The 20,913-nt window shown below is 26.4% G+C and carries 24 protein-coding genes and 1 tRNA gene; 13 read left to right on the top strand and 12 right to left on the bottom strand.

Features of this window, described 5'->3' with window-relative positions; translation table 11 throughout:
• Nucleotides 1-10 precede the first annotated feature (10 nt).
• Nucleotides 11-1,033 carry a hypothetical protein gene (locus ATR_RS05905; RefSeq protein WP_115428553.1) on the top strand — a complete coding sequence of 341 codons (1,023 nt, stop codon included), beginning with the start codon at nt 11-13 and terminating at the stop codon, nt 1,031-1,033.
• Between the two features lie 11 nt (nt 1,034-1,044).
• Here ATR_RS05905 and ATR_RS05900 read toward each other — a convergent pair.
• A protein-coding gene (locus tag ATR_RS05900) for an IS3 family transposase (RefSeq protein ID WP_115427962.1) occupies nt 1,045-2,213 on the bottom strand; the annotation gives its coding sequence in 2 pieces (ribosomal slippage) (nt 1,045-1,961 and nt 1,961-2,213; 1,170 coding nt in all).
• Between the two features lie 76 nt (nt 2,214-2,289).
• Here ATR_RS05900 and ATR_RS05895 point away from each other — a divergent pair.
• The 3 genes from ATR_RS05895 to ATR_RS05885 are packed head-to-tail and all read left to right on the top strand — an operon-like array spanning nt 2,290 to nt 4,368.
• On the top strand, nt 2,290-2,631 hold the full coding sequence (locus ATR_RS05895) for a hypothetical protein (protein WP_115428552.1): 342 nt from the start codon (nt 2,290-2,292) through the stop codon (nt 2,629-2,631).
• Between the two features lies 1 nt (nt 2,632).
• Nucleotides 2,633-4,048, top strand: a complete 1,416-nt coding sequence (locus ATR_RS05890; protein ID WP_115428551.1) for a lipase family protein — start codon at nt 2,633-2,635, stop codon at nt 4,046-4,048.
• Complete coding sequence (locus tag ATR_RS05885) at nt 4,045-4,368, top strand: hypothetical protein (protein WP_115428550.1); 324 nt, start codon at nt 4,045-4,047, stop codon at nt 4,366-4,368. Before ATR_RS05890 ends, ATR_RS05885 begins: the two co-directional genes overlap by 4 nt.
• 113 nt (nt 4,369-4,481) lie before the next feature.
• Here ATR_RS05885 and ATR_RS05880 read toward each other — a convergent pair.
• Nucleotides 4,482-4,566: transfer RNA gene (locus ATR_RS05880), tRNA-Leu, on the bottom strand.
• Between the two features lie 44 nt (nt 4,567-4,610).
• The gene (locus tag ATR_RS05875; protein ID WP_115428549.1) at nt 4,611-5,111 is read right to left on the bottom strand and encodes a gamma carbonic anhydrase family protein; all 501 of its coding nucleotides are present in this window, start codon (nt 5,109-5,111) and stop codon (nt 4,611-4,613) included.
• A 141-nt stretch (nt 5,112-5,252) separates the two neighbouring features.
• Here ATR_RS05875 and ATR_RS05870 point away from each other — a divergent pair, with 141 nt between their 5' ends.
• Genes ATR_RS05870 through ATR_RS05855 form a run of 5 tightly spaced genes read left to right on the top strand, consistent with a single transcriptional unit; the run spans nt 5,253 to nt 9,329 of the window.
• Complete coding sequence (locus tag ATR_RS05870; RefSeq protein WP_115428548.1) at nt 5,253-5,486, top strand: acyl carrier protein; 234 nt, start codon at nt 5,253-5,255, stop codon at nt 5,484-5,486.
• On the top strand, nt 5,479-6,606 hold the full coding sequence (locus ATR_RS05865) for a D-alanyl-lipoteichoic acid biosynthesis protein DltD (RefSeq protein WP_115428547.1): 1,128 nt from the start codon (nt 5,479-5,481) through the stop codon (nt 6,604-6,606). The genes ATR_RS05870 and ATR_RS05865 overlap by 8 nt, the downstream gene beginning before the upstream one ends.
• 9 nt (nt 6,607-6,615) lie before the next feature.
• Nucleotides 6,616-6,756, top strand: coding sequence for a hypothetical protein (locus ATR_RS09860; protein ID WP_164966909.1), 141 nt, complete (start codon nt 6,616-6,618; stop codon nt 6,754-6,756).
• Nucleotides 6,757-7,896, top strand: coding sequence for an MBOAT family O-acyltransferase (locus ATR_RS05860; RefSeq protein WP_115428546.1), 1,140 nt, complete (start codon nt 6,757-6,759; stop codon nt 7,894-7,896). It begins immediately after the preceding gene.
• A complete protein-coding gene (locus tag ATR_RS05855; RefSeq protein WP_115428545.1) occupies nt 7,893-9,329 on the top strand; it encodes an AMP-binding protein in 1,437 nt (478 codons plus the stop codon). Before ATR_RS05860 ends, ATR_RS05855 begins: the two co-directional genes overlap by 4 nt.
• Nucleotides 9,330-9,353: 24 nt before the next feature.
• Here ATR_RS05855 and ATR_RS05850 read toward each other — a convergent pair whose 3' ends face one another.
• The 4 genes from ATR_RS05850 to ATR_RS05835 form a co-directional block, all read right to left on the bottom strand.
• Nucleotides 9,354-9,686, bottom strand: a complete 333-nt coding sequence (locus ATR_RS05850) for a DUF2325 domain-containing protein (protein WP_115428544.1) — start codon at nt 9,684-9,686, stop codon at nt 9,354-9,356.
• Nucleotides 9,687-9,839: 153 nt separating this feature from the next.
• Nucleotides 9,840-10,337 (bottom strand): transglycosylase SLT domain-containing protein, encoded by a 498-nt coding sequence (locus tag ATR_RS05845; RefSeq protein ID WP_115428543.1) that lies wholly within the window; start codon nt 10,335-10,337, stop codon nt 9,840-9,842.
• 115 nt (nt 10,338-10,452) lie between these two features.
• A complete protein-coding gene (locus ATR_RS05840; RefSeq protein ID WP_115428542.1) occupies nt 10,453-11,175 on the bottom strand; it encodes a carbon-nitrogen hydrolase family protein in 723 nt (240 codons plus the stop codon).
• Nucleotides 11,172-11,687: a methylated-DNA--[protein]-cysteine S-methyltransferase gene (locus tag ATR_RS05835; RefSeq protein WP_115428541.1), complete on the bottom strand. Its 516-nt coding sequence runs from the start codon at nt 11,685-11,687 to the stop codon at nt 11,172-11,174. Before ATR_RS05835 ends, ATR_RS05840 begins: the two co-directional genes overlap by 4 nt.
• A gap of 115 nt (nt 11,688-11,802) precedes the next feature.
• Between ATR_RS05835 and ATR_RS05830 the strand changes: the two genes are divergently transcribed.
• Complete coding sequence (locus ATR_RS05830) at nt 11,803-12,420, top strand: hypothetical protein (RefSeq protein ID WP_115428540.1); 618 nt, start codon at nt 11,803-11,805, stop codon at nt 12,418-12,420.
• A 32-nt stretch (nt 12,421-12,452) separates the two neighbouring features.
• On the opposite strand, the gene ATR_RS05825 is transcribed toward ATR_RS05830, so the two are convergent.
• Both ATR_RS05825 and ATR_RS05820 read right to left on the bottom strand, forming a co-directional pair.
• Entirely contained in the window at nt 12,453-14,336 is a 1,884-nt protein-coding gene (locus tag ATR_RS05825; protein WP_115428539.1) for a glycoside hydrolase family 17 protein, read from the bottom strand.
• Entirely contained in the window at nt 14,336-15,571 is a 1,236-nt protein-coding gene (locus tag ATR_RS05820; protein WP_115428538.1) for a glutamate-5-semialdehyde dehydrogenase, read from the bottom strand. The genes ATR_RS05825 and ATR_RS05820 overlap by 1 nt, the downstream gene beginning before the upstream one ends.
• Before the next feature lie 90 nt (nt 15,572-15,661).
• Between ATR_RS05820 and ATR_RS05815 the strand changes: the two genes are divergently transcribed.
• The 3 genes from ATR_RS05815 (at nt 15,662) to ATR_RS05805 (ending at nt 17,086) form a co-directional block, all read left to right on the top strand.
• The gene (locus ATR_RS05815; protein WP_115428537.1) at nt 15,662-15,976 is read left to right on the top strand and encodes a hypothetical protein; all 315 of its coding nucleotides are present in this window, start codon (nt 15,662-15,664) and stop codon (nt 15,974-15,976) included.
• A 9-nt stretch (nt 15,977-15,985) separates the two neighbouring features.
• The gene (locus ATR_RS05810; RefSeq protein ID WP_115428536.1) at nt 15,986-16,378 is read left to right on the top strand and encodes a hypothetical protein; all 393 of its coding nucleotides are present in this window, start codon (nt 15,986-15,988) and stop codon (nt 16,376-16,378) included.
• A gap of 123 nt (nt 16,379-16,501) precedes the next feature.
• Nucleotides 16,502-17,086, top strand: a complete 585-nt coding sequence (locus ATR_RS05805) for an NUDIX domain-containing protein (protein WP_115428535.1) — start codon at nt 16,502-16,504, stop codon at nt 17,084-17,086.
• A 4-nt stretch (nt 17,087-17,090) separates the two neighbouring features.
• On the opposite strand, the gene ATR_RS05800 is transcribed toward ATR_RS05805, so the two are convergent.
• The 3 genes from ATR_RS05800 to ATR_RS05790 form a co-directional block, all read right to left on the bottom strand.
• A complete protein-coding gene (locus ATR_RS05800) occupies nt 17,091-17,729 on the bottom strand; it encodes an HAD family hydrolase (RefSeq protein WP_115428534.1) in 639 nt (212 codons plus the stop codon).
• A 172-nt stretch (nt 17,730-17,901) separates the two neighbouring features.
• Nucleotides 17,902-18,465 carry an LOG family protein gene (locus ATR_RS05795; protein WP_115428533.1) on the bottom strand — a complete coding sequence of 188 codons (564 nt, stop codon included), beginning with the start codon at nt 18,463-18,465 and terminating at the stop codon, nt 17,902-17,904.
• On the bottom strand, nt 18,462-20,906 hold the full coding sequence (locus tag ATR_RS05790; protein ID WP_228254200.1) for an efflux RND transporter permease subunit: 2,445 nt from the start codon (nt 20,904-20,906) through the stop codon (nt 18,462-18,464). The genes ATR_RS05795 and ATR_RS05790 overlap by 4 nt, the downstream gene beginning before the upstream one ends.
• Between the last annotated feature and the right edge of the window lie 7 nt (nt 20,907-20,913).

Below are 20,913 nucleotides of genomic sequence, written 5' to 3'. Positions count from 1 at the left end.
AGGAAAATAAATGCAAGAGTTAAATGTAAATTTTGAAAATTGTTATGGTATTAATAAGTTAGATATAAAATTTGACTTTCGTAACTCAAAAATTAAAAATATTTATGCGCCAAATGGATTTATGAAATCTTCATTTGCAAAAGTTTTCATTGATTTAAGTAAAAATAGATTACCAAAAGATGAAATATATCCAGATAGAGAACCTGTTTGTAATGTCAAAGATGAGAATGAAAATGAATTAATTCCAGATAATATATTTGTTATAGAGTCATATAGTGATACCTTTAAATCATCTAAGATTTCAACTTTATTAGTTAATGAAGACCTAAAAAGAGAATATGATGAAATATATTCTATTTTAGAAGAAAAAAACAAAGTAATAATAACTAATTTAAGTAGAAATAGTGGCATTTCTAAAATTAATATTGAAAAAGAAATTTTATCTTTACAAATTAATAGTGCACAAACGATTCTAGACTTTTTTGAGTTTATTAAAACTGACATAGAGGCTATGAGTAGTCCATTCATTGAAGATGTTAAATACAGTATTATTTTTAATGATAAAGTAGAAAAATTCTTTGAAGATCCTAATATGAAAGATAATTTACAAGAGTATATAGACAAATATAATAATCTTATAGAAGAGTCTGAATATTTACAAAGAAATTTTACTCATAACAATGTATCTACAATTTCTAATACTTTAACTAAAAATGGTTTTTTTAGTGTTCTTAATAAACTTAAATTAAAAAAGAATAGTGGAGATTATATTGAAATTGCTACAGAAGAAGAATTACAAGACTTAATAAATATTGAGAAAGAACAGATATTAACTAATCCAGAGTTGAAATCAATATTTGAAAAGATTGATGTTGCATTAGAAAAAAATGCTGAGCTAAGAAATTTTAGAAAATTAATTGAAAATAAACCAGAATTAATTGTAAGACTTAATAATTTTAGACTTTTGAAAATAGATTTATGGATGTCTTATTTAAAAGAAACTGAAGGATTAATTGGAATGACCCCAAGTTAGTAGACACTTTTTTAATCAGTTAACACCTTGGGTTGAGTAACACTATCATTGTATCTTTTCTCAAATTCATTTGGACTTATAAAATCTAAAAAACTATGTCGTCTTTTTGCGTTATAAAACATTTCTATATATTCAAATATTTTATCTCTAGCTTCTGCTCTTGTATGAAATATAGTTTTTCTAACTAATTCTTTTTTTAATGTCTTAAAAAAACTCTCTGCTACTGCATTATCATAACAATTACCTCTACGGCTCATACTTGGGATAATATTATGATGCTTTAAAAATGTTTGGTATTCATAAGAACTATATTGGCTACCTTGATCTGAATGAAGAATTACTTTATGATTTTTAATTCTGTGAGTTGTTTTTTTCAAAGCTTTAATAATTAAAGATGTTGATTGTCTATGTCCTGTTGCCCAACCAATTATTTTTCTTGAATAAAGATCTATAACTGTAGCTAAATATAACCATCCTTCATAAGTTCTGATATATGTGATATCACTAACCCAAGATTCATTTGGTTTATATGTTAAAAAACATTGTTTTAAATGATTTGGATGTGCTTTATGAATTGAACCAGCCTTATGCTTTGGTTTTCTTTTATAATTTCCTATTCCACAAAGTTTTGCTTCTTTCATTAATCTTGCAACTCTTTTCTTATTTACATGTATATTTGAAGCCTTTAAATCTTTATGAATATTTCTATATCCATATATCCCATTTGACTCTCTATATGCTTTTTTTATCTCTTGTAAAATTTGTTGATTTTCAATCTCTAAATTTGAAATAGGTTGTTTTAACCATTTATAATACCCACTAGGATGAACTTTCAATACAGTACACATTCTTCTGATTGTGTACTGTATTTGATACTCCTTTATAAATGCGTACTTTAATTTGGGTTGTTTGCAAAGTACGCTGCGGCCTTTTTTAAAATATCCCTCTCTTCTGTAACTCTCTTTAATTCTTTTTGCAATCTTTTTATTTCAGCTGTTGTATCTTGAGTTTTTTTTATTTCTACTTCAGCTTCTGGTGATTTGTATTTTTTTATCCAGTTTCTCAAAGAATCATAATGGACACCTAACCTCTCAGCTGTTTCAACAACCCCATATCCATTTTCTATAACTTGTTTTACAGCATCTCTTCTAAACTCTTCACTATATTCTCTTCTTGCCATTTTTAATTCCTTCAATTGTTTACAATTTTCTCTAAATTGTTATTTTAATTAACTGAATAAATTTCTGTCTACTTTTTTGGGGTCATTCCACCCTGATACTAAATTATATAAACATAAAAGACATATTGGAATTATAAATTTAGCTACAGATGAGAAAAGAGTTTTATCATCTAATCTTGATCAATATAAACATACTCCAATAGGTGGTGGGGGGATTAGAACTACATATAATTTGAATAGTAGATATATTATCTGGCAATTTTACTCTAATTTTTATATTTTTGATATAAAAGAGATGAAAATAGTTCAAGAGTTAAAAGTAAGTTCAATGCCATATACCGTAAGTAAAGATTTTAAAAAAGTCGCATTTATTAAAAATTATAAAGTTTATATCTATAATATAGTTGAAGGAGAATAATATGAGTTTGAGTTTTCTTGATATTGCAAAGTTTGCAAATGATACTTACAAACATAATCCTAATTTAGATTTATTTACAAATAAAGAATTTATAAATTTAAAGGTATCTTTTGATGATTCTACAGGATTTCATGCAACATCTTACTATAATCCTAATACTAAAGAAGTTGTTATAGCATATACAGGAACAAATGGTATAAGTGATGTTAATGATGATGGAAAGTTAGCTCTAAGACTTTCTACTGAACAAACTCCTGAGGCTATAAAATTTTTAGAAACTACTAATACTGAAATAAAAAATACTTATGGATTAGAATTAAGAAATACTAATGTTACTATTACTGGGCACTCTTTAGGTGGATATTTAGCTCAAAAGGTAATTCAAGATGTTTTGTCAAAAGGAACTATAAATAAAGAAAATTTAGTTGCAGTAATCTTTAATTCTCCTGGAACAGGTGAAAAAGTTGAACATAGCAAGAATATTGTTTCAATATCTGATAACAATGATTCTGTTAATGCTGTTGGTGGAAGTAAAATTACTGATAATATTATGGAAGTTAATAGTGGAACTAATGATTTTTATGTATCTCATAAAATGGATACAATGATTAAATATTTAGAAGAACACCCATCTATTGGGCTTTTTACTGTGAAATATTTGAATGAATTAACAGATAATGAGAAACAACAATTTTTAAATAACCCAGAAGATTTTATACTTAATTATGAAGATAGTGATTCAAAAGTTGGTAAATTAATTAGAGAAGCTGTAAAAGATTATGCTAAATTAGAAACAGAACTTAATAATCAAAAAGCAGTTAATGCTATTAAAGATTTTAATGATGGAAAAATAAATTTAGATAAAGTAATTGATGCTGTATCTTTATCTCCAAAAGCTATATCAGATTTTAGTAATATTTTAAAAAATAAAGGAAATAGTAACTTACTTAATTTCCTTAAAGATGTTGAAAGTTTTAAAACAGCACCAGAAGAGATAAAAAGAAGAATAATATTAGAATCAGAAGAAGGAAATCAAGCTTCAACACAATTAGGTACATCTATTGGTGGAAGTATAGGAAGCTTGGTAGTAGCAAATAATGATTTTTCAAATATAGAGAAGATAGCTATTTCAACTTCAACAACAGTTGTAGGGCAAAATGTAGGAGAATATCTAGGTGGTAAATCTGATGCTTTTGATAATATTGATAAAGATTTAGGAAATACACTACAAGGAGCAGTGGTATCCTTTGCTCTTTCATCATTCTTTGCTAAAAATGATACTTTAGGTGATATTTTAGGAATGGATGGAACATTTGTAGGAGATTTTGCAGATGTTACAATAAGTGCAAGTCTTGGATATGCTACTGGAATGTACATTGCAAGTAATTTTAATACTGCTATATCTTGGGCAAAATGACAAAGTTTGATTATTCAGAAATAAAAAGTAGTATAAAAGATAATCAAATAAGAAGTAATAAAATTAAAATAAGAAAATATATTTTGATAATTTTACTTTTATTTGTAAGCTTAAATATTTATACCTATTTTTCTGAGTATAAAAGATATGTTGTCAATACTCCAGATAGATTACAAGAGGCAAGAGAAGAGTTTACAAAAGCATATATGTTTCACTTTGTTTTAAATAGTATGGGAGAAAATTGCCCAAGTGGTTCATTAGTGTATGAAAAAATATTAGAAATAAAAAAGGAGACAAATAATGTCAATTATATTAAATGAATTTATAGGAAAAGCTTTAAATAATGTTTCAAGAGTTATCTTAACAAAATTTTAAAAGTGAGAAAACTTAATTGCTGTTTTGTTTTGGTAAATATTTATAAATCTTTTTTTTATGGTGCGGATGGCGAGATTTGAACTCGCACACACGTAATGCACTACCACCTCAAGGTAGCGTGTCTACCGTTCCACCACATCCGCATAGAAAAAATAGACCGCATTATATCTATTTTTTCTTAAAAATATTATCTATATTCGTTTTTATACTCTACATAGTGCATAGCATGGTCAATTAAACCTTTAACTTCATCATCACTAAGTTCTCGTACAACTTTTGCAGGACTCCCCATAATTAGACTTTTTGGTGGAAAAATCTTCCCATATGTTACAAGTGAATTTGCTCCTACAATGCTTCCTTCTCCAATAACTGCATTATCCAAAATTGTGGCACTCATTCCAATTAGGCAGTTATTTTCAATAATACAGCCATGAAGCATAACTTTATGCCCAACTGTTACATTATCTCCAATAATTGTTTTTGAGTTTGTATCTGTATGAATACAAGATAAATCTTGAATATTTGTATTTTTACCAATTCTCACTTCATTTACATCAGAACGAATAACACATCCAAACCAAATAGAACTATCTTCACCAATTTCAATATTTCCTATTAAATCAGCACTAGGTGCTATCCAAGCAGATGGGGCTATTTTTGGGTAAAACTCTTTAAATTTTAGTATCATAATTTTCTCCTAAATATAAAGCTATATTCTATTCAAAAAAAGTAGCAATAAAATTACAAATATTTTTTATTTTTTTGCTCAAAATTTTAAAATATTTAATATAATTCCATTTATTTTAGATAAAAATTTTAGGATATTAAAATGGATATTGCAAGTAGGGTTAAACTTTTGGTTGAAGAGATTGCTTTTAGAAGTGTTGAAATAGACGAACCACTATATACATCAAACTTAATTGATAGCATGGGAACAGTAGATTTAGCAATGATGTTAGAAGATGAGTTTGGTATCAAAATTGATACAAGAGATATTATTGAAAGCAATTTTGATAGTATTAATAAATTGGTGAACTACATAAAAAGTAGAATTGGTGAATAATCGTTTTATTTTAAATATTTCTGCACTATTTTTAGCATTTCTTGTAGTTTTAACTACACTCTTTTTTACAAAAAATAAATTATTTGACTACTATTTTACTTATTTAGACTCTCTTAAAAAAACAGTTGAATTACAAAGTGATTTAGAAAGTGGAAAGATTGTGCTATTTGGCTCTTCTGAACTTGTAGTTTATCCTAATCAAAAATTCTTACCTCAAAATTTTTTTAATAATGAGTTAAAAATACCTTTACGAGTTCAAGGTAATGAAGGTCATCAATCCTTTGTAATTTTGTCACAATTAGCAGCTTTTGATAATAAAAAAGTGAGAGAAAATGCAAAAATTGTAGTTTTATTATCTCCTAGTTGGTTTACAGGAAGTAGTGACAACGGTCTTACTATGGCAAAATTTTTAGAATTTATGAATCTAGGAATGATGAATAAGCTCTATTTCGAGGGGCAAACCCAAGATAAATATAAATTTTTAATAAGTGATTATATTCAAAACAATATTTCATATATAAAAGATCCAACTTTTATATATGAAACACCTTTTAAAGATATAAAAGATGAATATATAGATAATAAATTTAAAAAATTTATAATAGAGAAATTTGATGAAAAGTATGTAAAAACACAAGATATTAGTTATTTAAAGCAAAATATCAATTTTGATAATTTAAAAAATGAAGCAAAGATTATAGAGTCTTCATCTTCAAATAATAAGTTTGGAATTCAAAATGAATACTATTTTAAATATATTAAGCCAGAAATTGCAAAGAATAACTTTCCTTTTGAAATAGTAATACCGCCATCCTTGGAAAAAAATGAAGAGTACCAAGATTTTTTAGACTTACTTGATTTTTTAGATAGTTATAAAATAAAACCACTTTTTATAATGCAAGATTTACACCCTTATATTTTTATAAAAAATAGAGAAAATGCAAATTTACTTATGGAAACAATAAAATCAAAAGTTTTAGAGCATAACTTTGAGTATATGGATATGTGGACATACAAAAAAGAGGATTATGAGATTGGAACTTTGATAGATATTGTTCATTTTGGTGAGTTAGGTTGGCTTAGAGCTAATCAAAAAATAGTTGATTATTTTGTTAAATAAGGAAATCTATTGAGATACTTTTTTAAATTCTTCTTTATATATCTGTTTTTAATAGTTGGTCTTTTATATATTTTAGCTGATGAAAATATAAATGATTTAAGTGGGAATGATGTTGATTCAACTGTTGAATTTGTTTATGAGGAGTTTTAAATGCATGATTTATTTCCTTTTTCTGGAGTGGGATTTTTTATAATAAGTTTTGCATTTACTCTTTTTTTACATCTATTTAAAAACATTTTAAGTAAATTTATTTCATATAAAATGGTTATTTTTATAGCTGTTATTGCTTATATATCTTTTGCTATTCCTGAATCTTATGAGCTTTTTTTACTTCTAATTTACACTTATATTGTTTACTATATTTTTGTTAAAAATGAGTATAAAGAGACTATTTTCCCAATGATTGTAATTGCTTTTCCTATGATACTACATAAAATTGATTTAGAAAATCCTATGTTTAAAATTATTGGTATTTCATATATTACATTTAGAACTATTCAAGCAATAGTTGATAGTCATAATTATGGAAAACTATCATTTTTTGAGTTTGCATCCTTTTTACTATTTCCAACAACACTTCTTGCAGGTCCAATAGATAGATCATATAGATTTCAAGAAGATTTACAAAAAGGTTATACAAATTTAACTTTTAAAAATATTTTGAAAGGTTGGGAGATTTTAGTTATTGGAGTTTTATTTAAATTTGTTTTTGCAAAACTTGTTACTATGTTTTGGCTTGGAAAAATAGATGAAAATAGTACAAATTTATTTGAGATGATAAATAGTGCCTATGCATATACAACTTATCTCTTTTTTGATTTTGCAGGTTATAGTGCAATGGCTGTTGGGCTTAGTATTATGATTGGTATTTTTATTCCAATGAACTTTAATCACCCTTATCTTGCACCAAATCCACAAGATTTTTGGAGAAGATTTCACATAACTTTGGGAAGTTGGCTAACTGATTACTTCTTTAAACCATTATATAAATATCTTCATAATTTTAATCTTCTAAAAAGTAGAAAACTACTTATTCAAAATATTGCAATAACATGTACTTTTTTACTTATGGGAGTTTGGAATGGTTTGACTTGGTATTTTATATTTAGTGGTTTTTTATTTGGAATTTATTCAAGTATTCATAACTCTTATGTTTTGTATATAAAAAAAGGAGGATATGACTATTTTTCATTTTTTCCACAAGTTATAAGTATAAATTTGAAGAGATTTTTAATGATAAATGCGGCAGTTTTTGCTCTATATTTTTTTAGTGGGAGGGTTCCTTTATGAGATTTGATTTTAAGCTTTTAGATTTTGTTGAGTGTGAAAAAGATTTTGATAAATTGGCTGTTTGTGGAAGTAACAAAGATTTAACTTGGAGAGAATTAAAGAATGAAGTAGATATTTTTAAAAAGAAACTTCAAAATTATAATCTTCCAAAAGGACATCCAGTTGTTATTTATGGGCATAAAGAGGTTGAATTTATAGTAAGTATTCTAAGCTGTATAAATTTAGGATTTCCATATATTCCAATAGATACAATCTATCCAAAAGATAGGCTTGATAAAATAGTAAATATTGTGAAATCTTCTATTACAATAAATACAATAGATAAGCAAATTACTTTTAACGAAAATAATTTATCTACAACATATCTATTAGATGACCCAATAATCTATATCATTTTTACATCAGGAAGCACAGGTGAGCCAAAAGGTGTACAAATTACACAAAACTCTATTTTAGACTTCCAAAAGTGGTTAAATAGTGATTTTGGGCTATCAAAAGATAGTGTGTTTATGAATCAAGCACCATTTAGTTTTGATCTATCTGTTTATGAACTAGTTGGGTTTTTATCTTTAGGTGCAACTATTGTTTTAAATAGTAAAGATATTATAGAGAATCATCTTTTATATTTTGAAAGATTAAAAAAATACTCTTGTAATACTTGGGTTTCAACTCCATCATTTATTAGTAAACTTCTATTGTCATTTGAGTTTGTAGAGGATAACTTAAAAGATTTAAGAACTTTTCTTTTTTGTGGAGAGGTTTTACCATCAAATAGTGTAAAAAGAATAAAAAATAGCTTTCCATCTTCTATAGTTTTAAATAGTTATGGACCAACAGAAGCTACTGTTGCTACAACTTTGATAGAGATTACTTCTGATATTTTAGAAAAATATTCAAAAAATTTACCAGTTGGTTATGTAAAAGAGAGTTCAAAGATAAATTTATTAGATATAGATGAACAAAATATTGGGGAGATAGAGATAGTTGGTGATAATGTATCTATTGGATATTTTAAAAATGAAGAGCTAAATAAGCAGAAATTTGAAAAGAAGTATGAAAAACGAAGCTTTAGAACAGGAGATTTTGGTTATTTTGAAGATAATTTACTCTTCTTTGCAAATAGAAAAGATGAGCTTATAAAACTTCATGGATTTAGAATAGAGTTAGGAGAGATAGATAAAGAGATAATGAGTGATAAAAATATAAGTGAAGCTATTACTATTGCCTTAAAAAGAGGAAATGAGGTTGCAAAGATTATCTCTTTTATTGTTGGCTTGAAATCTTTAGATATAGAATTTCTAAAAGAGAATATTTCAAAAAATCTTCCATATTATATGGTTCCAGCAGATATTGTTATTCTGGATAAATTCCCATATAATTCAAATCATAAAATAGATAAAAATGAGTTGATAAATTTCTATAAAAATATGTAAGATAAAGAGAAGTTTCTCTTTATCTTACATCGTCGTATTAGCACAGTTTGCATAACATTGACTACAATCTTTTATCCCCATAATCTTTACATACTCATCATAGACACAAGATATAGACCTTTTTGTACAAATAAAAGGGATATTTTTCTTTTTTGCTTCATTTTTATATTTTAGCATTGTATTGTGGTTTAAAAACGATGTTATCATAACTATACAATCTATTTGTTGTGGTAACTTTTTTTTAGGTGCAGATGATTTCTTTCTTGCATCCCAATGGTTTATACTTTTTACTCCAAGTTGTGTTAGCATAGAAGATATTTGAGATATTTGGTCTCCACCAATAATTAAAACGCTCATTATATTTCCTTTGTATTGATAATTAATATCAAAATATTAGCAAAATAAACTTTTGTTTTTATTAAATTATGATAACTGTTATCAAAAATGTAGGATTTTTTTATCTATTTTGAGAGGTAAAATAACAACTAGTTAATTCTAGTTGTCAATTTTTTATACATTGAACTTTTTAAGTTCTTTTATAATTAGAGCAATCTCTTTTGAATACTCTCTTGCTTGTTTACTATTGAATTTATAACCAGCATTGTAGCTTCCCCAAACCTTTGTCCAATCGTTTTTATGGATTTTTTGCCAAAAAGTAAGCTCTTCTATAGCATTTTTAGTTGCAAATTGGAAATCAGAAACCAATTTTGATGCAAAAACATTTCTATTCCAAGTTGTATCTTTTATATTTTGCCTACTTAAAACAGTTTTTATATTTGCTTGATAAAGACCAAAATCTTTTGTATCAAGATTTACCATATATTGACCCAGTTTTGATTCTTTAATTGCTATTGCCATTAAAGTATAACTAAGACCTGTATCCTCTCCATGTTTTTTAATCTCTTTTAGTGTTTCAAGTTGTTCTTGTGTTAAGTTCTTTATATCTATGTTAGATGCAAAAACATTAGAAATAAATAATAAAATCATTAATAAGAATTTAAATTTCAATGTTTTCTCCTTTTTTGAATTTTTTCTAAATAAGTAAAGATGATATTTTAAAATTGTGTAATAATCGTATAAATTTTTTTTTGTATAAGTAGAGGTCTATTAAGTTGCTAAGTATTTATAAAGTAGTTAATCCTATATCTATATATTTTCTAACCTTTATAATTTCATCTTTATCAAATTTTGTTTCCAAAACTATTTTGTTGTCATCTTTTGTAAGGTTTCCAAAAGGCGATATTATGGCACTTCCTCTTGCCATATTTGAGTTTGCACTATTACTTGCAACTACAAAAGCTTGATTTACAAGAGCTAAAGATTTGCTAATAGTTTCATAGTGATCTTTTCTTTTTATTCCCCACATAGAAGGATTTAATATAATATCAGCACCTTTTATCTGTTCCCAAAGAGCAGGAAATCTAAGTTCAAAACATATTAAAGTTGCTATTTTTAAACCATTTATTTCTATTATTTTTATATTATTTTCTTTTGAAGGTGTAAAATATATATCCTCATCACCTAAAGGAAAAAGTTTTATTTTATCTTGAGTGTGAACAATATTTTTATTAAATATTATAAATAGTCTATTATAAAATTTCTCATTCTCTTTTACAATTGTTGTAATTGCTATAATTTTATTTTCTGAAAGCTCTTTTATCTCATTAATTGCTTTGATTGAGAAGAGACTAGCTTCTTCCATTTTATTGTATGCAAAGCCAACCAGAGCCAGTTCAGGAGCAACTATTAAAGAGTTTTCTTTAGATGATATTATCAAACTTTTAAAGTTTTCAAGATTCTTATCAAAATCTTCAAGAGTTTCTATTTGAAGTGAAATTAAGTTCATTTTTCCCCTTTTTCTAAATTTAACAGATACTCTTTAATCCAAACTCCACCAGTATAACCACCAATTTTTCCATTATTTGCTATTACTCTATGGCAAGGTACAATTATACTAAAATTGTTTTTCCCATTTGCATTTGCGACTGCTCTAAAAGCTTTCTCATTTCCTATTTCTTTGGCTTCATCTTTGTAGCTAATAGTTTCTCCATAGGGAATTTCTTGTAAAACTTCCCAACATTTTATTTGAAAAGGAGTTCCTATAAACTTTAATTTAATTGAGAAATCTTCTCTTTTATGGTTAAAATACTCATCTATTTCAAGCTTTAATTTATCAAATTTAGACTCATCCTCTACAACATTTGAGGCTTTTAATAGTTTTTGAAAACTCTTTAACTTATTGTTGCAATACTCTTTTTCAAATGGCACAAAGAGAATAAGCTCATTTTTAAAACTAGCAGCAAACATAATTAATTTTGGAGTTTTTATGATTGTTGTATAGATAGTATTGCTTTTCATTTAAAAATTTTAGCATAAGAGATATAAAAGTTAAAGTTTATGTAAAGTTACCAATATGTAGTAAATTTATCTGTATACATGTATAATTTCACCAATTTTTAATAAAGGAAAATATATGAAAAAATTTGTTATTTCAGTTTTATTGCTTAGTGCTTGTAGTTTATTCGCTCAAAACAATAGATATGATATAAAATCTGGGATAGTAGAATATGATATTTTGGGTGTTACAAATTCAAAAGATCACACTTTTAGTGGAAGTAGCACTTTATATTTTAAAGATTTTGGAAATATAGAGCTATTTGATGAAATTATTATTCAAAAAAGAGGCTCTATGGTTGAAGAAGAGAGAAATACTTATAAAATTTCAAAAGGCAAAATCTATACAGCTGATTTTAATGATGAGATAATCTATTCGCAAGAGTTAAGTGTTGATGATGAAAATCCTATAGCAAATACAAAAAATAGAGAAGCTTTTAAAGAGATGGGTGCAAAGTTTTTAGGAAATGAGAATGTTTTAGGATATAAGTGCGATATTTGGGAATTAGGAGAGTATAAAATTTGGGTTTACAATAGTGTTATGTTAAAACAAATTAGTAAATCTTTGGGTATTGAACAGATACAAATTGCAAAAAATGCAAACTTTAATATTGATATAAAAGATAATAAATTTAAATTACCAAATTTTCCAGTAAAAGCTATAGATGTTATTATAGGAGAGGGTGAGGAGGATTAAAATAGATTGAAGAAAACTTCAATCTACTTTTTTTAGTTTAATACTTTTTTATCTTTTGTAATAGTATAAAGCACAATAATAAATGCAATAGCTCCTAAAAATGTATTTGTAAGCATTGATGCTAAAATACTTAAGAATAGTGCAGTTAAAACAAATGGTTTTTTTGCTACTAAAATAGCAAATAGTGAAGCAATAATAGCGGCAATTCCAATATAGTTAAAATACAACATATACCAAACATAGCCAATAATTGAGCATAAAAAACCACCACTTATTTTACAAGACATATCAATATCTCTATTCATAACAAAGCCATGTTTAAAAAGAAGTATAGCAACACAAATAGATACAATATATATAATTGGTTTTTTTAGCTCTATTAAACTACTATTTTTAAAAGCACCTAAACATAAAATTGCTACAAATACAAAATTTATAAGAGCAAAAATATTGCTAAAAATATTTAAAGTTGTTTCGTTGTAAATCATTACAAATGTGTTTAAAAGTAAAACAATAGCAAACAATCTTTCAAAATTTCCAAATTTTAATCTATTAAATTTACCAAAATATGACCATAAAAAAGAAACAGCAAGTATTATTAGTCCATAAATCTCAAAGTTCTCATATCTTCCATTATAAGCTATATTTACAGTCATAATAAATATAAAAATCATACTAAAGTAGAATGCAACTTTAGAGATTATCTCATAACTATTTTTAGAAACTATATGTTTTAGAAGTTCATAATAAACATAAAGTTGTAATCCTAAAAGTAAAATAGCCCATGTAGCTTCCAAATAATTTCTTGAAATCACTAAATACTGTTCAACTTGAAGCATAAATAGTGAGGCAAAGATTGTATTTACAATACTAAAAGTTATAAATTTAATTGTTGATGTTTTTTCATTTTTAAATCTAAGAAAAAATCCAAATATTAATAATAAAGAACCAAATGCCAAAGATAGGTAGTTTGGAAAGTTTGAAACGTCTCCATTAAATACATTTTTATCTGCTCTATCTTTATCGAAAATTCCCCAAAAACCACCAACAGCACCTTCACTTTTTCTTTTCCATGGTTGGTCTATTGCTTCAATTATATTGTATTGCCAGTTGTGTTCATTTGCAAGTTTTACAAAATCTCTTATATAAATTGCTTGATTGATTTTGCTAGGTGCTGCATCAACTCTTACTCTTCCTTCACTAGGCCATCCTGTTTCACCGATTAAAATATTTGAAGTTCCTAGCTCTTTTTCTACTTCCATTCTTACATTTTTTACATGTTCAATAGAGTCATGAATATTTTTTGGTTCATCTTCCCAATATGGCAAAATATGAATTGTTACAAAGTCTGTAAGCTCTTTTATTTTTGGATATTTAAGCCAAAATTCCCAAACATCAGCATAAGTTACAGGATACTGTGGAAGAGCATTTTTTACCTCTTTTATATATTTTGATAAATTCTCTTCTGTTTGGTCACCTCTTAAAAGAACCTCATTTCCTACAATAATTGCTTTTATAACCTCAGGATATAGTTTTGCTAACTCTTTTAATGTAGCAATCTCAGCAACTGCTTGTTTCTCCTCTTTACCTATCCAAATACCCATTAAAACTTGCATTCCTAACTCTTTTGCAACTTTTGGAACAAGTTCTTGACCAACAGTTGAATAAGTTCTTACACAAGAGGTATATTTTGAAAGAAGTTCCATATCTTTTCTTATATTCTCTTCTTTTAAAACCATTCCTTTATCAAAGAAAAAAGGAGACTCGTCTTTTCCATACGGTGCATAAGATACACACTGAAGTTTATCAAAGCTATTTGAATTATCTTTTAAGATTGCTTTTTCACCTAAATAGTGCCAAAAAAATAGTGTTGCTATAACACTACAAAATATTAAAAAAAGTCTATTTGTTCTCATTAGTTTCTAACTTGTCCTTGTCCATAAATTTTATATTTAAATGTTGTTAAATCATTTATCCCCATAGGTCCTCTTGAGTGAAGTTTATTTGTAGAAATTCCAACTTCAGCTCCTAAACCAAACTCTCCACCATCTGTAAATCTTGTACTTGCATTTGCATATACACAAGCTGCATCTATCTCATTTAGAAATCTATTAATTGCAGTATAGTTTTCACTTAAAATTGCTTCAGAGTGCCCAGAACCGTGTTTTTGTATATGCTCTATTGCTTCATTTAGATTCTCTACAACTTTGATATTTAAAATATTTTCTAAATACTCAATATCAAAATCCTCCTCTTTTAATGGTGCAATTTTTATATATTCTAAAGTTTTTGGACAACCTTTTAAAATTGTTCCATAAGCACTAAGCTCTTCTTGAAGTCCTGTAAGTATATATGGAGCTATATCTTCATGAACTAAAAGAGTTTCCAAAGAGTTACAAGCACTAGGTCTTTGACATTTTGCATTTATTACAATGTTTATAGCTTTTGAAGCATTTGCATCTTTATCTATAAAAGTATGACAAACTCCTTTGTCATGTTTTATTACAGGAATACTAGAGTTTTGAGTGATAAATTTTATAAGTGCTTCACCACCTCTTGGAACTATTAAATCTACATATTTATCCTCAACAATTAGTTTAGCAACTCCTTCACGACTACTATCAGGAAGTAGTGAAACTATCTCTCTTGGAAGATTGTTTTTTTCTAAAACATCTTGGATTATTTTTGCGATTGCTCTATTTGAGTTTTCAGCCTCTTTCCCACCTTTTAAAACACAAACATTTCCACTTTTAAAGCAAAGAGCTGCTGTATCACTTGTAACATTTGGACGGCTTTCATATATAATTGCAATTACTCCAATAGGAATAGATACTTTTTGAATATTTAAGTTGTCTTTTGTAAGCCAACCATCTAAAATACGACCAACAGGCTCTGTTTGAGAAGCAATTTGTCGTATAGCGTTTGCCATATCTTCAATTCTTTTATCATTTAAATATAATCTATCTTGCATTGCAGAGCTTAAATTAAGCTCTCGTGCTAGTTTCATATCTTTTAAATTCTCTTCAATAATAAAAAAAGAGTTATCTTCGAGTGCCGTAGCAAACTGTAGAAGAGTTTGATTTTTTATAGCTGTGCTAAGAGTTGCTACAACACGGCTACTTTGTTTTGCTTTTTCTAAAAAATCTCTCATAGTTTTTCCTAAAAATTTTATAGAAATATACAAAAATTTGGCTTTGTATCGGCTTTTATGGTAAGATTTTGAAAAAAATAGGATTAGAATATGGGTATAAAAGATATATTAAAATTAAAATCAAAAGAGCTTGTAAATGTAGCAAGTGAGAGCACAACAAAACTTTTTGATTACCCAAAAATAAAAAGTCAACAATTAAAAGATATGATAAATCTAAAAATTAGAGAAAAAGCGATAATAGCAACAAAGGCAAGATTGATTGAAAATGGGAAGAGTATAAATGATTTTAGTGATGAAGATTTAGAGATAATTATTGCTGATGAAGAGAGAAAAATAGTTGATGATTTGAAAACAAAATCCCTAGTGGTTGCCCTTGCAGCCTTAGGTATAAACTTTTTTGTATAAGGCTTAAAAGTGTTTAAACAAGTTAAATCGGCTTTTTTCTGGTACTATTTATATAAATTTAGAAAGAGAGCTATTTTTATCTTTTTCCTTCTTTTAGTTGCACTTTTTTCTGGATTTATATATGGTGATATTGTTGAATATTTAAAACTTACAGAAAAGATTGAGTATTTAAAATATATACTTTTTGCAAAATGGTTTATAATAATTTTTAACTTTTTATTGTCAATTTATCTTATTTTAACACTTTTTAAAAATAATATAAAAGATGATAAACAAGATATAAAGCAAAATTTAAAAAAAGATAAGCCAGAAGAGAAGAGTAGCTTTACTGCGAGAGAAAAAGAGCTTTTATATAAGAAAAAACTTACAAATAAAGCAGATAGTTTAATAAAAAAAGGTTAGAAAAATAGTATCAGTAGATTTAGAAATAAATTATTTTAAAGTTAAATTAATTTTAATTTGTCACAATATAAAAAATTATCTTTTAATCTTAGAATCTATAAAGTTTAAAGAAATGAGTAGAAAATGAGAGTAGTTGTAGGACTAATAAGTGATGGCAAAAAAATATTATTAATGAAAAAAAATAGTCCAGATTGGCAAAAGGGATTATATAATGGAATTGGTGGAAAAGTTGAATTAAATGCAACTCCACTTGAAACAATAATAAAAAATTGCGAAAAAGAGCTAGGTGTAACTATTTCAAATTGGAGAGAGTTAGATAGTGAAATATTACCAAATAGAGTAGAGATTTTCTATTTTTTGACTATTTTGGCTGAAAATGAGATAAATAGTCTGGAGAGTCAAACTAATGAGAGAGGAGAGCTTTTTTTTATAGATAACCTTCCTAAAAACATACTTCAAGATTTAAAATTTCAAATTGAGAGAGAATTTTTAAATACAGAAAAAAGAGTAAATATAAGGATAAATAAAAGAACGAAGATACTTATCTATATTTTTACCTTTATATCTATTATTTTAATCTCTTTAATGTTAGTTGGAAAGGCTCAAACAGGAGACTTTTTATATTATTTAACAAATAAAAAAGAGAAAGAAGAGAAAGATAAAAAAATTGAGTTTATAAAAAGTTTTAATACAAAGCTATTTGGCTGATAGTTTATAGTACATTTTCAAGCTCATCTAGGCTATTTATAAATATATCTGCTTTTCTAAAATCTTGATTTAGTGTAAACTCATTTTTTACAACAATGCAATCAATATCTGCTCTTTTTGCACTTTCTAAACCTCTTTGTGAGTCTTCAACTACAATAGTTTCAAATGATTTTGCATTAAACATCTCCAAACCTTTTAAATATGGATCTGGATGTGGTTTTGCTCTTTTATAATCCTCTACACAAAGTACAAAATCCATAAAATCAACTACACCTCTATTTTTATGGATTAGTTCAAAATCTACTCTTCTTGAAGTTGTAACTATTGCCATTTTATATCTTCTTGATAGATTTTTTAGAGTATCTTTTACTTTAGGAATAGTTATATCCTTTGTTCTTAAGAACTCTTGATAAAAGTTATCTCTTATACCTCTATGCTTTTCTATAATATTTTTTTCTATATTGTGAAGCTCTGCTAATTCAAAAGCACTTCCACCTTTTATCATAATATTTTGATAAAAATCCATTTCAAGATTTAAACCTAAAAGAGAAAGAGATTTTCTATTTGCTTCAAAATACCACTTTTCAGTTTCAACTAAAACACCATCATTATCAAAAAGAATATATTTTTTTAAATTTTTCATCTGTAACCTTTAAAAAAGAGAATAAAAAAAAGGAAGCTTTTAAAAAGCTTCCTTTTATTTTATAGGAGGAGAAAAAGTTAAAATAAATTAACTTACAAAAGAATTATAAGAATTCTTAATTAACCTCTAATAAATGTAAAATTAATAAATAGTAAATAAGATAAAATTTATCTCATTTATCCCATTTTGCCTTTGGAGCTTCATAATTTTTTATTTTTTCTATTATTTCATCTATATTATCACTAACAATCAACATATCTACAAATCTTTTATCCATAAAACCACTATTTGAACAAGAGTAGAAAAACTCTATTAATTTATCATAATAGCCATTTATATTTATAAAAGCACACGGTTTTTTGTGATAACCAATTTGTGAAGAGGCTATAACATCAATAATCTCTTCAAAAGTTCCATAGCCACCAGGAAGAGCTATAAAGGCATCGCTTAACTCTTCCATTTTAGCTTTTCTCTCTTTCATACTATCTACTTTATAGATTTTTGAGATTTTTGTATTTTCAAGCTCTTTACCTACTAAATCAAAAGTAATAACACCTGTAACTTTGTTTCCCAAATTCAAAGATGTATTTGAGATAACTCCCATTAATCCTTGTTTTGAGCCACCATAAACAATATTTATATCATTTTTATATAATTTTTCTGCAAGTTCTATAGTTTTCTCTTCAAATATTTTGCTATTTCCCAAAGCAGAACCGCAATAAATTGCTACATTCATAAGCTTTTCTCCCCTTTTTTTGTTTTAAATGGTTTAAATATAACTAGCAACCTTGGAAGTAAAAGAAGATTTGCTATTAAAACACTAATCATTACAACTGCTGTTAAAAATCCAAAATAGATTGTTGGAACTAGATTTGATAGCATTAATATAGAAAAACCAATAACAACAATAATAGTTGTATGATACATAGGATGACCTACTGTATTGATTGCTTTAGTTATTGCTATTTCATAGTTTCCATGGCTTTGTTTATACTCAAAATCAAATCTATGCATAAAGTGAATAGTATCATCAACTGCAATTCCTAATGCAATAGCAGCAATTGTAATAGTCATAATATCTAGAGGAATAAAAAGCCATCCCATAATCCCAAAAACCAAAGAGATAGGAATTAAATTTGTGATTAGTGCAATTGCTACCATTTTTATATTTCTAAATAGTATCAAAAACATAATTCCCAAAACAATAATAGAAGCCCCAGCAGTTGAAATTTGTGACTCAAATAGTGATTGAAGCATATTATTGTATAAAATCATAAGATTTGTAAGTCTAAAAGAGGTATCTTTATTTGTGATAATCTCATTTAAATCACTATTTATTTTTTTAATAAGTTCATTTCTTCTTAACTCATCATTTGAGTCAATTATTCTCATATTAATTCTAGCTTCAGAAGCTTTGATATTTACAAATGGGCTTAGAATTAACTTTTTATAATCCTCTGGAAGTTGATTGTATATTAAAGCTAGTGTTATTCCATCTAACTCTTTATTATCATTTAAAGTCTTTCCAATTTTAAGTAAAGTTGCCAAAGATTGAACTTTTCCAACCTCAGGGATATTATCTAAGTAGTCATGTATTTTTGTGATTAACTCCATTTTATCTTGAGAAAACCAATATTGTTTATCATCATTTTTTAATACAAATTCATTTTCAAAATCATCAAAATCACTACTACTATTTGATTGTTTTATATTTTTATCTTCTTTAAATTTTATAATAACATCAAGTGGAGTAGTTCCTCCTAGATTCTCATCTATTACTTTCATACCTTTGTAAATCTCTGTATTTGATTTAAAATAGTTTATAAATGAGTTTTCAACAAAAATTTTAGAGCTTCCAACAATAGAAAAAATTGTAGTTAAAATTGCTACAAAAACGATTGTTTTTCCACGATTGATTATTATGTTTGGCAGTTTTGGTATAAAAGAGAGTGGTTTTCTTTTTTTATCAATCTCAGTTTTTTTACCAATAAGTATTAGAAATATTGGAAAATATATAAAAGTTAAAACCAAAGATACTAAAATTCCAACACTCATCATAAGACCTAGATTTATAACAGGCTCAATATTTGATAAAACTAAAGATGAGAAACCAACAACTGTTGTAATAATTGCAAAGAAAGATGGTATTAGTTTCGATAAAACAGTATTTATTGTAAGTTTATATTGACTTGCATTTTTATATTTAAAATATAACTCTTTGTATCTCTCAACCAAATGAACAACCATGGACATGGTAATAATTAGTTGTAAAGCTACAAAATTTGAGGATATTACTGTAACTTCCCAGTTAAATATTCCTAAAATCCCAGCAGTGCTTAAAATAGAGATAAAACAGATAAATAAAATCACAAAAACCCATCTTATGCTTTTAAAGATATAGTATAAAACAAAAATAAAGATAAAAATAAGGCTAACTCCATAAATCATTAAATCATTTTTTACAAAGTGAACAGCATCACTAGCAATCATACTAACTCCGCCTAAGAATATCTTAGCCTCTCCTTCATAATTTTTGATAATAGCTCTAATCTCTTCAATATTTTTACTATCTTTTTCTCTTGAAAGTTCTCTATACTCTTTGAACTCTAAACTATTTTTCTCAAGTTCGTTTTTTTCATCTTTACTTAAATCTTCAATATTTTGTTTGTTTAAAAGTTTCTCTCTTTTTTCAATAAAATCAAAATATTTTTTATCATCTTTTAGATGAAGGATTAAAGCAGTTGTCTTAAAATCAGAGCTAACAAGAGCATTTTTATATAAAGGAGAGTTTAAAAACTCTTTTTCTACTAAAGATTTATCAAACTCTTTTGAGCTTAAACTATCAACTCCTGCAACTAAATCTGAAATAGGTCTTATTGGTGATTGAAGTAGGGGAACGGTTAAAATACTATCAACTTTTGCTATATTTTTTACTTTTATAAAATCATCAGATATCTTTTTTATTAGCTCTAAAGTCTCATCATCTAAAAGATTTCTCTTTGGACTAAATGTAACTATCAAAAAATTTGAGTTTTCATATTTTTTGAAACTCTCTCTAAAAAACTTTAAATCTTCGTCATCTTCTAAAAGTAAGGTTTCAGCACTTGCATCAATTTGCATATTTTTTGCATTGTAAGATAAGTAGCCCACAAAAAGTGAAGCTACTATTAGAAACAAAAAGGGA

It is taken from the genome of Aliarcobacter trophiarum LMG 25534 (genome assembly GCF_003355515.1).
Lineage (GTDB): Bacteria > Campylobacterota > Campylobacteria > Campylobacterales > Arcobacteraceae > Aliarcobacter > Aliarcobacter trophiarum.
The sequence above is the reverse complement of the archived record's forward strand: the minus strand, read 5'-3'. Positions and strand labels throughout refer to the sequence as shown.